This window comes from Pseudocalidococcus azoricus BACA0444, from assembly GCF_031729055.1.
In the GTDB taxonomy this organism is placed as follows: Bacteria; Cyanobacteriota; Cyanobacteriia; order Thermosynechococcales; family Thermosynechococcaceae; genus Pseudocalidococcus; species Pseudocalidococcus azoricus.
The window spans coordinates 307,144-319,814 of the sequence record NZ_JAVMIP010000001.1; the positions used below are offsets into that span (position 1 = coordinate 307,144).

The following is a 12,671-nucleotide window of genomic DNA, read 5'->3' on the forward strand; positions in this document are numbered from 1 at the left end:
CAGGTATGGTTGTCAGTCGCGGTAAAACGCCATCAGCCCAAGAAACATTCATGCAAATGGCCCAGGCCGCGGGATTACGCAGTCGGGTCTTAGTCACACTAGGGTTATTGATCCTAGTTAGGCTAGGGATTTATCTACCTGTGCCGGGCATTGACCGACAAGTTTTTGCAGCAGCCGTACAAAATAACTCGGTAATTCGCTTTTTAGATATTTTTTCTGGGGGTGGCATCTCAGCTTTAGGTATTTTTGCTCTGGGGATTCTGCCCTATATCAATGCTTCGATCATCATGCAGTTGATGACTGCGGCTTTACCATCCTTAGAGCGATTACAAAAGGATGAAGGGGAAGCTGGACGGCGAAAAATTTCCCAAATCACCCGCTACGTGGCCTTGGGTTGGGCGATCATTCAAAGTACAGGAATTGCCATTTTTGTTAACTCCATCCCAGGCGCAGCCCTGACACCAGGTCCTCTATTCTTAGCGGAAACTGCCTTAGCCCTAACGGCTGGTTCCATGTTTGTGATGTGGGTTTCGGAACTGATCACTGAGCGAGGCATCGGTAACGGGGCTTCCTTGCTAATTTTCTTGAGCATTGTTGCCTATCTCCCCAGTTCTGTGGGACAAACCATCGCCTTGGCCGAAAGTGGCGGCAGCATTGGTGGGATCATTGTCCTAGCCTTGGTCTTCCTGGTCATGATTGTCGGAATTGTCTTTGTTCAGGAAGGTACCCGCCGAATTCCGATTGTGTCAGCCCGGCGACAAGTTGGACGGCGATTATATCGGGAGCAAACTAGCTATTTACCCTTGCGACTGAATCAAGGTGGGGTGATGCCGATTATTTTTGCGTCGGCAATGCTGATTTTACCCTCCACCCTAGCCCAATTTAGCCAAAACGCCGTTGTTGCCCAGATTGCCGCCTATCTCTCTCCAGGGGGGCCAACACCTTGGGTCTATGTGGTTTTTTATCTGGTTCTAATCCTTTTCTTTAGTTACTTCTATGCCTCCCTAGTGGTGAACCCCGTCGATATGTCCCAAAACTTGAAAAAAATGGGGGCCAGTATTCCGGGAATTCGCCCCGGAAAAGCCACATCAGATTACATCGAAAAAGTCTTAAATCGCTTGACATTGCTGGGGGCTATTTTCTTAGGGCTAGTGGCCATTGTGCCAACGGCTGTCGAAAGTGCAACCCGGGTAACAACCTTCCAAGGCCTGGGGGCAACCTCTTTGCTGATCTTGGTGGGTGTGGCTATTGATACGGCTAAACAGATTCAAACCTATGTGATCTCCCAACGCTATGAAGGGATGGTGAAACAGTAATGCGCTTGATTTTGTTTGGCGGCCCAGGTTCCGGGAAGGGAACACAGGCAACATTTTTAGTAGATCACTTCCAAATTCCCCATATTTCCACAGGGGATATTCTTCGAGCCGAGCGAGCTAACAACAGCGAACTGGGTCAACAGGCCCAAACCTATATGGACAGCGGCCAACTGGTTCCCGATCAACTGGTGGTGGATATGGTGGAAAAACGCTTGACCCAGGCCGATGCTCAGTCGGGTTGGCTCTTGGATGGATTCCCCCGTAATGCCAACCAAGCCACAGTTTTGGAAGAGATGCTCCAGCGGACTGAACAGGGCTATGACTATCTCCTATTTCTGGAAGTACCGCCGGAGATTCTCAGCCAACGCTTGCTGGGCCGTCAGCGTCAGGATGATGATCCCAAGGTGATTCAGGATCGTTTACGGGTCTATGCCGAAGAAACCTTACCGATGATTCTCAGCTACCAGGATCATCCAAAGTTTGTCCAGATTGATGGCATGGAACCCATTGGGACTGTAACAACGGCGATTAAAACAGCGATAACCTCATAATCATAAAAAGGAGATGGCTTGTCTAAACAGGATGCGATTGAAATTGAAGGCACCGTGACCGAGTCTTTGCCCAATGCGATGTTTCGGGTTGACTTAGATAACGGATTTAATGTCTTAGCCCATATTTCTGGCAAAATTCGCCGCAACTATATCAAAATCCTCCCTGGGGACCGGGTCAAGGTGGAACTCACTCCCTATGACCTCACAAAGGGGCGAATCACCTATCGTTTACGGAAAAAATAATCAAAACTGGGTTCACCGTTGATCCGTAGATCAGGGCTGTATCAGGGGGGAGTGACCCAATCCAAACTAAACTCTTGATATGACCTGTAATCTTTGCTACAATCCTATATTTGCGACTATATAAGCGATCATTATGAAAGTTAGAGCCTCTGTCCGCAAAATTTGTGAAAAGTGCCGTGTTATTCGCCGCCGCGGACGCGTCATGGTGATTTGTACCAACCCCAAGCATAAGCAACGGCAAGGTTAATTTTGTTTATTCATTCAGTTTAGGGAGAACGACTTGTGGCCCGGATTGCTGGCGTAGATTTGCCCCGTGACAAGCGGGTAGAAATTGCCCTCACCTATATTTATGGCATTGGCCTAACCCGTTCCCAGGAAATCTTGGCTAAGACGGGGGTCAATCCTGACACGCGGGTCAAAGACCTCGGGGATAGCGATGTTTTGTCTTTGCGGCAAGCAATTGACGAATACGATGTCGAAGGGGACTTACGGCGGATTGAGGCCATGAACATCAAACGATTGATGGATATTGGCACTTATCGGGGCCGGCGGCATCGGATGGGCTTACCCGTGCGGGGGCAGCGGACTCGGACTAATGCTCGGACAAGGCGGGGAGCCCGGCGGACTGTGGCCGGTAAGAAAAAAGCCGCCGCCAAGAAATAGGACTAGGGAGCAATTGATGTTCCCTTGGCCCAGTTTGATCCCCCTTTTGACCGTCAACTACTGCACATGATTCAGGTTTAAGTTATGGCTCCATCCCCCAAACGTTCCGGCCCGCGCAAGCAAAAGCGCAATGTTCCCAGCGGCGTGGCCCACATCCAATCCACCTTCAATAACACAATTATTTCGATTACGGACACCAACGGTGAGGTCATTTCTTGGGCCTCTGCCGGTTCCAGTGGCTTTAAGGGGGCCAAAAAAGGGACTCCCTTTGCGGCTCAAACTGCAGCGGACAGTGCGGCCCGGTGGGCGATTGACCAGGGAATGCGCCAGATTGAGGTGATGGTCAGTGGCCCAGGCTCGGGACGGGAAACTGCAATTCGCGCCCTCCAAGGCTCAGGCCTGGAAATTACCTTGATTCGGGATGTCACCCCCATTCCCCACAACGGTTGTCGGCCCCCCAAACGGCGACGAGTTTAGAGCTAACAGCAGGAGAATTTGGCTCAATGTCTTATCAGATTGAATGTGTAGAAACTCGGGTTAATCCCGATTCCAGCCATTATGGCCGCTTTGTCCTCCAACCCTTAGAACGGGGGCAGGGGATGACTGTTGGCAATGCCTTACGGCGTATCCTCTTGTCTAGCTTGGTGGGAACAGCAGTCACCGCCGTCCGAATTGCAGGTGTCACCCATGAATTTATGACCATTCCGGGGGTGCGGGAAGATGTCATGGATATTCTCCTGCAAATGAAGCAGCTTGTTTTGCGTAGTTATACCAATGAACCCCAAATTGGTCGCCTGCATATCCAAGGGCCTGCAACCGTCACAGCCGATGATATTCAACTGTCTTCCGATGTTGAAGTCATTAATCCAGGCCATTACATTGCCACCTTAATGCCGGAAGCGACCTTGGAAATGGAATTCAAGATTGAGCGGGGAACTGGCTACCGGAGCATTGATCGCAGTCGAGATGACCGTTTGGCCCTTGACTATTTGCAACTCGATGCGGTGTTTATGCCTGTCCAGAAGGTGAATTACACCGTTGATGATATTCGGGTTGGGGGGCCTGGAGAGGATGATCGCCCCTTCAAGGATCGTTTGACCTTGGAAATTTGGACGAATGGCAGTATCAGCCCCCAAGAAGCATTGAGCCAATCGGCAAGCATTTTGGTGGAATTATTTAATCCCCTCAAGGAAGCTCCCCTCCATACGGCGGAACTTACCCGTGGGGATGACAATGATGAAGCTGGTCAAATTCAAATTGAAAGTTTGAATTTATCGGTGCGGGCCTACAACTGCTTGAAGCGGGCCCAAATCAATTCGGTGGCCGATCTCCTGGAATATTCCCAGGAAGACTTGCTTGAAATTAAGAACTTTGGGCAAAAGTCAGCGGAAGAAGTGATCGAAGCCCTGCAAAAACACTTGGGGATTACCTTGCCACCCCAGAAACCAGCCCGTAATTAGTGGAGTCTTGGAGGTATTATTATGCGTCACCGTTGTCGTGTCCCCCAGTTAAGTTTGCCTGCGGATCAACGTAAGGCCCTGTTGCGGAGTTTAACCACGGAGTTAATTCGCCACGGTCGGATCACCACCACCAAAGTTCGAGCTAAAGCTGTTCAAGCCCATGCGGACAAAATGATCACCCTGGCTAAGGATGGATCACTAGCAGCGCGACGGCAGGCCTTGGGATACATTTTTGACAAGAACTTAGTCCATTCCCTCTTTGCCCAGGCCCCTGAACGCTATGGCCAACGGACTGGTGGTTATACCCGGATTATCCGCACCGTCCGCCGCCGGGGTGATAATGCGGAAATGGCTGTGATTGAGTTAGTTTAACGAGCAACTATCATGGCAGGCCTGGTCGGAGATACACAACAGCGAATCGCCTTGGTTATTCAATACCTGGGGACTCACTATCATGGCTGGCAATGGCAACCCCGACAACGGAGCATCCAGTCCGAAATTGAGTCGGCTATTAGTGGAGTGCTCGGTGAACCGGTTCGTTTACATGGGGCCGGTCGCACTGATACTGGGGTACACGCCGCTGCCCAAGTCGCCCATTTTGATACCAATGCTGTAATTCCTGCCCATCGCTGGCCAGCCATCCTCAATGGTCGGTTACCCAAGGACATTTTAGTTCGGGGGGCAGTGGCGGTTTCTTTGCCCTGGCACGCAAGGTTTTCGGCGATTTGGCGGCGGTATCGGTACACCCTCTATACGGATCCGCTGCCGAATTTGTTTTTAGCTCCCCTGGCCTGGCATTACTATCACCACGATCTTGATGTCAGTCAAATGCAGGCAGCTTTAGAGCCACTCCTTGGGCAGCAAAACCTGGCCACCTTTGAACGGGCTGGATCAAGTCGTCCCCATACTTGGGTGGAAGTTCAAGAAGTCTCCTGTCAACGGCGGGGGGCAGTAGTAGAAATTGAAGTCCAGGCCAGTGGCTTTCTTTACGGGATGATGCGGCTATTAGTTGGCCTATTGGTACAGGTTGGCTCTGGGCAGCGTTCTAGTTTAGACTTTACCCGGATTTGGCAGCAAAATTGTCGCGATGAAGTCAAGTATTCGGCTCCGGCCAAGGGACTTTGCTTATTGCGGGTTGGCTATCCAGATTTTCCTCTATCCCAGGAGGTGTGGTTTGATACCTTGCCTCGCTGGTGTCTATCCCCGGCTCATCCAGATTTGTCCATTGCTTGATCCCTTGCTTAGTCACTGCCTAATCACCATGAGAATAATCCTATGACCACAACGAATCTAAATAAAACCTATTTACCCCCTGTCGCGGAACTGGAACCCCAATGGTACGTCATTGATGCTGCCGATCAGCGGTTAGGGCGTTTGGCAACCGAAGCAGCCCGCGTGTTACGGGGAAAAAACAAACCCACCTACACCCCCCACATGGACACAGGTGACTTTTTAGTGATTATCAACGCGGAGAAAGTGGCGGTTACGGGGAAAAAACGGAGCCAAAAAGTGTATCGCCGCCATTCGGGTCGGCCCGGCGGGATGAAAACGGAGACCTTTACCCAACTCCAGGCCCGGATTCCTGAGCGGATTATTGAGCAAGCGATCAAAGGGATGCTGCCCAAAAATTCCTTGGGACGGAAACTGTTCACTAAACTGAAAGTCTATGCTGGCCCCAATCATCCCCACACGGCCCAAAAGCCAGAAACTCTAACCATTTCTACAATCCCAGGAGTGTAATTCCATGCAAATTGCCGAATCTAAGCGGGCTGTTTATCTTGGTACGGGCCGGCGGAAGTCTTCGATTGCCAGGGTGCGTCTTGTCCCCGGTACGGGTCAACTGATCATCAATGATCGCCCCGGTGAGCAGTATCTCAATTTCAACCCCGGCTATATTGCCCTCGCCAAAGCCCCCCTAGAAACCCTGGGGCTGGAAAGTAGCTACGATATTCTTGTGAATGCCCATGGCGGTGGTTTAACCGGCCAGGCCGACTCCATTCGCTTAGGTGTTGCCCGGGCCTTATGCCAGTTGGATGGGGAAAATCGTAAACCCCTGAAAGTGGAAGGCTATCTCACTCGGGATCCACGGGCTAAGGAACGGAAAAAATATGGATTGCGGAAAGCGCGCAAAGCCCCGCAATATTCCAAACGTTAATTTGGCAATTCGCAACCTTTTAAAAATCAGCCAATCTTTTCTTTCAGTACATCGGAGCCTAACTATGCCCAAAGCAAATATTCATCCTGAGTGGTATCCCGAAGCCAAAGTTTACTGCAACGGCGAACTAGTCATGACCGTTGGCTCAACCAAACCGGAACTCCATGTGGATGTCTGGTCAGGGAATCATCCCTTCTTTACTGGAACTCAGAAAATTCTCGATGCTGAAGGTCGGGTCGAGCGATTCCGCCGGAAATATAGTCGGGAAGGGGCGGTCAAGGGCAATCGGCCGACCAAAGCTAAAGCGAGTCAAGACAAAAAATAAGCCTTGCCAAAAACCTAAATTCCAGTCTGGCTGTCTTTAGGGATGAATTTGTTCGAGAATTCCCCGGAGGCGGTCATAGTCTTCTTTTAGGAGAGTATTTAAGTTACGGCCGGCTTGGATTAACCAGGCCTGGTCATAGTTTTGCTGCTGATACATTTGTCGTAAGGTGGCTGCGATGACGGCATCCACTGGGCCGCCCCTGAAATGCAGAATTGTCCGTAAAAATAGGGGATTTTGGGCAAAGGGGCTGAGTTCCAGACCAGTGCAGGGATAGACGGCCTGGTGGAGTTGGGGGGGCTGAGGTGGGAGATGCTGATAAGTTTGTCCATTGCCTTGAAAGCCCATAATTGCGGCCCGAAATTCAGCTTTGATCATCGCAAAAATCTGGGGCTGCTCTAGGCGCAATTGCTGGAGGCTCAGTCCCAAGGCCTGGGCCCGATGAATAGAGTCCATCGGAGCAGCCGCAGCATAACAGACAATGGCATAAACCGTTTGCCCGCTCAGTTCATCAATGGTCTTAACCCAACTTCCTAGGCCTGGTAAAACCGGAAAATCTAAATTTGGACTCTCTAGACATTGGGCCGTAAACTCAGCCGTACTGGTGGCAATCACCTCCGCAAAGGGGGATATCGGTGTATCCTTTTTTTTCAAGTTCATGGATGAGTTGTCAGACCAAGATATTTAACGAAGGTCAGAGTGCTAGCCATTATAACGTTACTCAGATTTTCTAAGAGAAAATAAGCCTCAAAAGCATTGCCGACAAAGTATTTTCTGCCCGACCTCTACTTAGTCCTGAGTGAGTTATCTCAACCATCTAGAGTAACCCTCAGTAACCGTGTTTATTAAGAAAGCCCAGGTAGCATTTTTCTTTGTTGCCTCGTCTCAGATATCTAAGTTCTCAGTTAATAGTTCTATTTCTTAAGTTAATTTATGTTTGCCGCCAATCCATTCTGTTAAGTTGTGGCGGTCGGCGGAGTTAAATTTCGGACTAAACTAGAGGAAGCTGTTAAAAGTCATTGCCTATGACATGACTGATGGGCATCCTCAGCTTTCCTAGGGTCTCTCTAGGGTTAGGGTTTAACATTACCTATGGGTTGATGGGCATGGCCCTAGGCTATAAGCATCCCGATAGTTCTTGGCAATCTTGTTAGGGCAAATGTTGTGGACAGTTATCGCCCCCTGTTCCAGTTGGCTGATGTGCGACCGTTGATTCAGTCTCTGGCGCGGGTTATGCGGGTTGGGGTGATCGGTGTGATGTTAGCCTGGGGACAGCCAATTCTTGTATTTGGGGCAGAGCGGGTTGTCGTCAGTTACTTCATTCTCGAACGCTCCATTAGCTTGTCAGAGTTAACCCACTACGCTGAAACTGGAAAGACCTCTAGACGTTTACGAGCCTATTTAGACGCTTTGGCCCCTCATCAACGGGAACAGCTACGCACAGCATTGCAAGAACGATTAATCTTGGAGCCTGTGGCAGTGGCCCAGTTACTCTATTCACCCTTGGGTGAGGCAATGTTGGAACAGGTCAGTACGGTGGTTCAGTCAGAATCGCGCCAGGCCAATGCCCAAGCCTTACGGGCCGCCCTGATTCTCGCCGCTACAGATCCCCAAGGACTTTCGGCCTTGAGCTTAATTCGTCACTATCCAGCTAAAGCAATGCGGGTAGATTTAACCAAGGGCTTAGAAATCCTGAAAACCTTTCAACTGCTAGTGCGGCAGAGTCAATCTGTTTTGGCTAGTGTCCGTCAACAAAGCCAGGCTGAGGCGGCTAACCAGGCCCCGATTTCGCCCCAATCCATGCAGGCCTTAACGGAGCCGGGGCCTTGGCGTGTCCAGGTTCTTTCTTGGACGGTTACTGATAATTCCTCAATCCGATTGGCGCGCACAGGCCAACCCCGCACCCTCAATGTAGAAGTCTATCTACCCACGCCACCCCCACCCACCCCGATTCCCCTCGTGGTGATTTCCCACGGTTTAGGTGCCGATCGCTACAGTTATGCCTATTTGGGGGAACACTTAGCCTCCCATGGTTTGGCGGTGGCAGCGATTGAACATCCGGGTAGCTCAATGCAACATTTATTGTCCTTTTCAGGGGGAGACTCGGACAGTCTGCGGGCTGGGCAGGAATTTATTGATCGTCCCTTGGATATTTCATTTATTTTGAATCAGTTAAGCCAATATCCCGCCTATTTACGGCCTTGGCCAGGACGCGTCAACCCCCAAGAAGTGCTAGTGATTGGGCAATCCTTTGGTGGATATACGGCCTTAAGATTGGCAGGCGCAGCCTTAAATCGGGCCAAACTGAAGCAAAATTGTCCACCATCCCTCAGTGCCTCCCTGAATGTCTCACTCCTCCTCCAATGCCAGGCCCTGTCGCTTCCTCCAGATACAGATAACTTGACTGACCCTCGCGTCAAGGCCGTTTTGGCTATCAACCCCATCAGTAGCAAAATTTTTGGTCCGGCTGGATTAGCGGCGGTACGCGTTCCCGTGATGATAGTTGCTGGGAGTGCCGATACCATTGCCCCAGCCCTAGCCGAACAGGTACTTCCCTTTACTTGGCTCAAGACTCCCCACCGCTATCTGGTCTTGATGGATGAGGCGACCCATTTTTCTACCATTGGCCAATCCCAAGCTGATACCACAGGGATGCCGATCCCAATAGCTCTAATTGGCCCGACTCCACGCCAATCGCGATATTATTTACGGGCGTTGAGTTTAGCCTTTGTGAATACCTATCTCCACCAGGATCAATCGATGGAGGTCTATCTGAGTGCGGCGGCGGCCCAGGCCTTGAGTCAACCTCCCTTAACCATTCACATTACTCAGGCCTGGAATGCGACAGCCCTCAATTCCGCGTTGCAAAACCTAGATCAACCTGTTTCGCCCCCTCCTGTTATGCTGGCCCACTAGAGCTTATTGTTTTCATGCGCACCATTGCCGAAATTAACGCCAAAATCCAAGCTGGCAGAGCAACTGTCTGGACAGTCGATCAGGTGAAAGCCCAGGCCAAGGAGTTGGGGATTCCTGAAATTGCCAACCGGGTGGATGTGGTAACTACCGGCACCTTTGAAGCAATGGAAGCATCAGGGGGGATGATCAACCTGGGGCCAACGGATCCGCCGATTAAGCTGCGGCAATGCTGGTTAGATGGGGTTCCGGCCTATACGGGGTTTGGGGCTGTGGATTTGTACATTGGGGCAGCCAAAGCAGTGGAATCTCCCCTCGAAACAGACATGGAAGAACGGGGCGGGGGGCAGGTCATTGCCAATCTCATTGCCGGGAAGCCAGTACAACTGCGGGCGACGGGCCAAGTGACGGACTGTTATCCACGGGCCAGCTTTGAAACCACAATTACCAAAGACACCATCAACCAGTTTTATCTCTATAATCCCCGGAATCTTTATCAAAATTTTATTGTTGGGGTGAATGGCGGTGAACGGTTACTTCATACTTATCTAGGCCCTCTACAACCCCAACTTGGTAATGCGGTTTATGCCCATCCAGGGGCTTCGGCTCCGTTGCTGAATGATCCTCACTTGCGTTTGATTGGGATTGGAACACGGATCTTTTTAGGGGGTGGAATTGGTTATGTGGCCTGGGAAGGGACGCAACATTTTCCCTTACAAAAACGCCTCGAAAATCAAACTCCCATTGGCCCAGCGGCGACTCTGGCTTTAATTGGTGATGCTAAAACCATGACACCTGAATGGGTGCGGGGCTGCTATTTTAAGCATTATGGTTCCTCTTTAATGTTAGGAGTGGGAATTCCCTTACCTGTGTTGGATGAACGGGTCATTTATCACTGTGCGGTACAAGATGAGGAGGTGGTGGCCCCGGTGGTGGATTTTTCAATTCCGCGTCGAGTCCGTCCCACCTTTGGCCTGGTCAGTTATGCGCAACTTAAGTCTGGGAAGATCAAAATTGAAGGAAAAACCGTCCGTACTGCGCCATTAAGTAGTATTTATCTCGGTCGGCAAGTGGCCAAAGAACTCCAGGCCTGGATCCAAACCGGAAAATTTTTATTAACCGAACCCGTTGCCCCTTTGGCTATGGATCGGGCCTTTCTACCCCAAAACCTCTGGGAAAGCTAGACCGCCGGTCGGAAATTTAACGAGTTGTTGGTGCAGACGGCTATCCGGGGGATAATCAAAGGGAATGGCCGTTCACCGCCAAATGCCTGATGACTCAAGGCCGTGATGGTACTGTCAAGCCATAATTTCTAGAGGAGTCAAAATCTGGCCATTATTTTATTAATTGTTGTGGTTTCTGATGATTGTTCAAGAGGATTTTTGTGATTTGGGCTGTGGAGAATGTTTGCACGGGGCGGATTTGGGCTTTGACTTTACCATGGCCTTCCAACCGATTGTAAATATTCAAACCCAGAGCATTTTTGCCTACGAAGCCCTTGTGCGCGGCCTTCATCAAGAACCAGCCGGGATGATTTTAGAGAAAATTAATCAAACCAATCGCTATCGCTTCGACCAGGCCTGTCGGGTCAAGGCCATCAAGCTGGCATCAGAGTTACAAATGCCCTGCTACTTGAGCATTAACTTTCTGCCCAATGCCGTATATCGCCCAGAGTTATGTATTCGGACAACATTAGCCGCTGCTGACGAATATGGGTTTCCCATTGACCAAATTATTTTTGAAATTACGGAAGGGGAACGGGTTGAGGACCAGGCCCATTTACGGGAAATCATTGAATACTATCAAAAACGGGGCTTTAAGACCGCCATTGATGACTTTGGGGCCGGCTATGCGGGGCTGAACTTGTTAGCAGAGTTTCAAACAGATTTTCTCAAGTTGGATATGGCCCTGATTCGCCACATTGAAACGGATCCGATTCGCCAGGCCATTGTTAAAGGAATTTTGCACGTTTGCCGGGATTTAGGCATTACTCCAATTGCGGAGGGAATCGAAACTGCGGCGGAATTGACCTCAATCCAAGAGATGGGTATTGAATTGGTGCAAGGCTATTTCTTTGCCAAACCGGCCTTTGAAGCTTTGGGAGAACCGCAGTGGGGTTCAGAGCTATCTCCAAAAACGTAAAAGTATTTCAAATTATATTATTCTTGCAAAGTTTATATGGTGATAATTGACAGTATCCTAGTTTGATTTGACCCTATCCAGAAACCAATCTTTATACCTGATTTGAAACAGTCCTCAGTCATAGTTAAAGTAAAGATTCCCATCGCGAGGATAAATCAGATCGTGGACAGAAATGAGATGGAAAGAGCGAATTGGAAACTTCATCGGGAGTACAAAGATGCTCAAGGAAATGTTCATGTAGAGTATCGAGATCCGGAAGGAACTGTTCATGCTTATAGCAATGGCTACATGGATGGTCAACTGATTGAGGAACAACGGCAAAATCAGCGAGAAAATCAGGCTGATAGAAATATCTCTAAAGGGGTTTTGATTGGGATTATTGTGGCTTGCGTGGGAGGTTTGACCGCTGGCACCATTTATATGATGACTCGTCCCAACACCCCTCAGCCTGCTGCTGTATTAGTCCCTAACTATGCCAAGTCTCCTGCACCGCAAACCCAGGTGAATGAGAAACCCAACGTGACGATTGTGAATGTTCCCCAGGCCCCGAGTACACCCTCAACTACTACTGTGATCAATCAGCCCATTGCCGCCCCCAAGCCAACCACGACTAATCCCAGTTCTGCTGTGCCTAAACCTACCGTTGCGACTGCGCCAGCCCTCACTGCCGGCCAAATTGATAGCAACCTGAAAAATACCGCGATTAAGCAACTGCAAGCATCTTTCCCGAATAATCAGTTAGTGGTTGACGTGAAAGATACAAACATCACGATCTCTGGAACAACAGAAACTTCAGCCCAACTGCAACAGGTTCAACCCATGCTTTCGACTATTCGAGGTATCGGTAAAATTACGGTTAATGCCACCGTCAAGGAGAATCCAACCAACAGCGGTAATTTGTAATCC

Annotated in this window: 17 protein-coding genes; 16 read left to right on the top strand and 1 reads right to left on the bottom strand. The window is 49.9% G+C overall.

All coding sequences use genetic code 11. The features are described 5' to 3' along the window. Positions 1-5: 5 nt before the first annotated feature. The 12 genes from secY to rpmE all read left to right on the top strand — a co-directional run bounded on the left by secY (position 6) and on the right by rpmE (position 6,713). Positions 6-1,316: a preprotein translocase subunit SecY gene (gene secY, locus RIF25_RS01515; protein WP_322876794.1), complete on the top strand. Its 1,311-nt coding sequence runs from the start codon at positions 6-8 to the stop codon at positions 1,314-1,316. Then, on the top strand, positions 1,316-1,867 hold the full coding sequence (locus tag RIF25_RS01520) for an adenylate kinase (protein WP_322876795.1): 552 nt from the start codon (positions 1,316-1,318) through the stop codon (positions 1,865-1,867). Before secY ends, RIF25_RS01520 begins: the two co-directional genes overlap by 1 nt. A gap of 18 nt (positions 1,868-1,885) precedes the next feature. Continuing rightward, entirely contained in the window at positions 1,886-2,110 is a 225-nt protein-coding gene (infA, locus tag RIF25_RS01525; RefSeq protein ID WP_011055956.1) for a translation initiation factor IF-1, read from the top strand. A gap of 133 nt (positions 2,111-2,243) precedes the next feature. Next, on the top strand, positions 2,244-2,357 hold the full coding sequence (gene rpmJ, locus RIF25_RS01530) for a 50S ribosomal protein L36 (protein ID WP_015125759.1): 114 nt from the start codon (positions 2,244-2,246) through the stop codon (positions 2,355-2,357). Positions 2,358-2,392: 35 nt separating this feature from the next. Further along, a complete protein-coding gene (gene rpsM / locus RIF25_RS01535) occupies positions 2,393-2,773 on the top strand; it encodes a 30S ribosomal protein S13 (RefSeq protein ID WP_322876796.1) in 381 nt (126 codons plus the stop codon). 84 nt (positions 2,774-2,857) lie between these two features. Next, on the top strand, positions 2,858-3,250 hold the full coding sequence (gene rpsK / locus RIF25_RS01540) for a 30S ribosomal protein S11 (RefSeq protein ID WP_322876797.1): 393 nt from the start codon (positions 2,858-2,860) through the stop codon (positions 3,248-3,250). A gap of 26 nt (positions 3,251-3,276) precedes the next feature. Beyond that, positions 3,277-4,233: a DNA-directed RNA polymerase subunit alpha gene (locus RIF25_RS01545; protein WP_322876798.1), complete on the top strand. Its 957-nt coding sequence runs from the start codon at positions 3,277-3,279 to the stop codon at positions 4,231-4,233. A 21-nt stretch (positions 4,234-4,254) separates the two neighbouring features. Then, positions 4,255-4,605, top strand: coding sequence for a 50S ribosomal protein L17 (gene rplQ / locus RIF25_RS01550; RefSeq protein ID WP_322876799.1), 351 nt, complete (start codon positions 4,255-4,257; stop codon positions 4,603-4,605). Between the two features lie 12 nt (positions 4,606-4,617). After that, positions 4,618-5,466: a tRNA pseudouridine(38-40) synthase TruA gene (gene truA, locus RIF25_RS01555; RefSeq protein WP_322876800.1), complete on the top strand. Its 849-nt coding sequence runs from the start codon at positions 4,618-4,620 to the stop codon at positions 5,464-5,466. A 42-nt stretch (positions 5,467-5,508) separates the two neighbouring features. Next, entirely contained in the window at positions 5,509-5,973 is a 465-nt protein-coding gene (gene rplM / locus RIF25_RS01560) for a 50S ribosomal protein L13 (RefSeq protein ID WP_322876801.1), read from the top strand. Positions 5,974-5,977: 4 nt separating this feature from the next. After that, positions 5,978-6,388 (top strand): 30S ribosomal protein S9, encoded by a 411-nt coding sequence (gene rpsI, locus RIF25_RS01565; protein ID WP_015125752.1) that lies wholly within the window; start codon positions 5,978-5,980, stop codon positions 6,386-6,388. A gap of 64 nt (positions 6,389-6,452) precedes the next feature. Next, the gene (gene rpmE / locus RIF25_RS01570) at positions 6,453-6,713 is read left to right on the top strand and encodes a 50S ribosomal protein L31 (protein ID WP_322876802.1); all 261 of its coding nucleotides are present in this window, start codon (positions 6,453-6,455) and stop codon (positions 6,711-6,713) included. A 36-nt stretch (positions 6,714-6,749) separates the two neighbouring features. Here rpmE and RIF25_RS01575 read toward each other — a convergent pair whose 3' ends face one another. Beyond that, the gene (locus RIF25_RS01575; protein ID WP_322876803.1) at positions 6,750-7,370 is read right to left on the bottom strand and encodes a hypothetical protein; all 621 of its coding nucleotides are present in this window, start codon (positions 7,368-7,370) and stop codon (positions 6,750-6,752) included. Positions 7,371-7,874: 504 nt separating this feature from the next. Between RIF25_RS01575 and RIF25_RS01580 the strand changes: the two genes are divergently transcribed. The 4 genes from RIF25_RS01580 (at position 7,875) to RIF25_RS01595 (ending at position 12,668) form a co-directional block, all read left to right on the top strand. Continuing rightward, entirely contained in the window at positions 7,875-9,626 is a 1,752-nt protein-coding gene (locus RIF25_RS01580) for an alpha/beta hydrolase (RefSeq protein WP_322876804.1), read from the top strand. Between the two features lie 14 nt (positions 9,627-9,640). Further along, positions 9,641-10,807: a homocysteine biosynthesis protein gene (locus RIF25_RS01585; RefSeq protein ID WP_322876805.1), complete on the top strand. Its 1,167-nt coding sequence runs from the start codon at positions 9,641-9,643 to the stop codon at positions 10,805-10,807. A gap of 178 nt (positions 10,808-10,985) precedes the next feature. Further along, positions 10,986-11,765: an EAL domain-containing protein gene (locus RIF25_RS01590; protein ID WP_322876806.1), complete on the top strand. Its 780-nt coding sequence runs from the start codon at positions 10,986-10,988 to the stop codon at positions 11,763-11,765. Positions 11,766-11,942: 177 nt separating this feature from the next. Beyond that, on the top strand, positions 11,943-12,668 hold the full coding sequence (locus tag RIF25_RS01595) for a hypothetical protein (protein ID WP_322876807.1): 726 nt from the start codon (positions 11,943-11,945) through the stop codon (positions 12,666-12,668). Positions 12,669-12,671 lie beyond the last annotated feature (3 nt).

What these genes read in the sequence shown, in the direction of transcription:
- RIF25_RS01595 (WP_322876807.1), top strand. Translation starts at nt 11,943, where the DNA reads ATGGAAAGAGCGAATTGGAAACTTCATCGGGAGTACAAAGATGCTCAA.
- RIF25_RS01590 (WP_322876806.1), top strand. Translation starts at nt 10,986, where the DNA reads ATGATTGTTCAAGAGGATTTTTGTGATTTGGGCTGTGGAGAATGTTTG.
- rplQ (WP_322876799.1), top strand. Translation starts at nt 4,255, where the DNA reads ATGCGTCACCGTTGTCGTGTCCCCCAGTTAAGTTTGCCTGCGGATCAA.
- rpsI (WP_015125752.1), top strand. Translation starts at nt 5,978, where the DNA reads ATGCAAATTGCCGAATCTAAGCGGGCTGTTTATCTTGGTACGGGCCGG.
- rplM (WP_322876801.1), top strand. Translation starts at nt 5,509, where the DNA reads ATGACCACAACGAATCTAAATAAAACCTATTTACCCCCTGTCGCGGAA.
- rpmE (WP_322876802.1), top strand. Translation starts at nt 6,453, where the DNA reads ATGCCCAAAGCAAATATTCATCCTGAGTGGTATCCCGAAGCCAAAGTT.
- RIF25_RS01585 (WP_322876805.1), top strand. Translation starts at nt 9,641, where the DNA reads ATGCGCACCATTGCCGAAATTAACGCCAAAATCCAAGCTGGCAGAGCA.
- truA (WP_322876800.1), top strand. Translation starts at nt 4,618, where the DNA reads ATGGCAGGCCTGGTCGGAGATACACAACAGCGAATCGCCTTGGTTATT.
- rpmJ (WP_015125759.1), top strand. Translation starts at nt 2,244, where the DNA reads ATGAAAGTTAGAGCCTCTGTCCGCAAAATTTGTGAAAAGTGCCGTGTT.
- rpsK (WP_322876797.1), top strand. Translation starts at nt 2,858, where the DNA reads ATGGCTCCATCCCCCAAACGTTCCGGCCCGCGCAAGCAAAAGCGCAAT.
- RIF25_RS01575 (WP_322876803.1), bottom strand. Translation starts at nt 7,370, where the DNA reads ATGAACTTGAAAAAAAAGGATACACCGATATCCCCCTTTGCGGAGGTG.
- secY (WP_322876794.1), top strand. Translation starts at nt 6, where the DNA reads ATGGTTGTCAGTCGCGGTAAAACGCCATCAGCCCAAGAAACATTCATG.
- RIF25_RS01520 (WP_322876795.1), top strand. Translation starts at nt 1,316, where the DNA reads ATGCGCTTGATTTTGTTTGGCGGCCCAGGTTCCGGGAAGGGAACACAG.
- RIF25_RS01545 (WP_322876798.1), top strand. Translation starts at nt 3,277, where the DNA reads ATGTCTTATCAGATTGAATGTGTAGAAACTCGGGTTAATCCCGATTCC.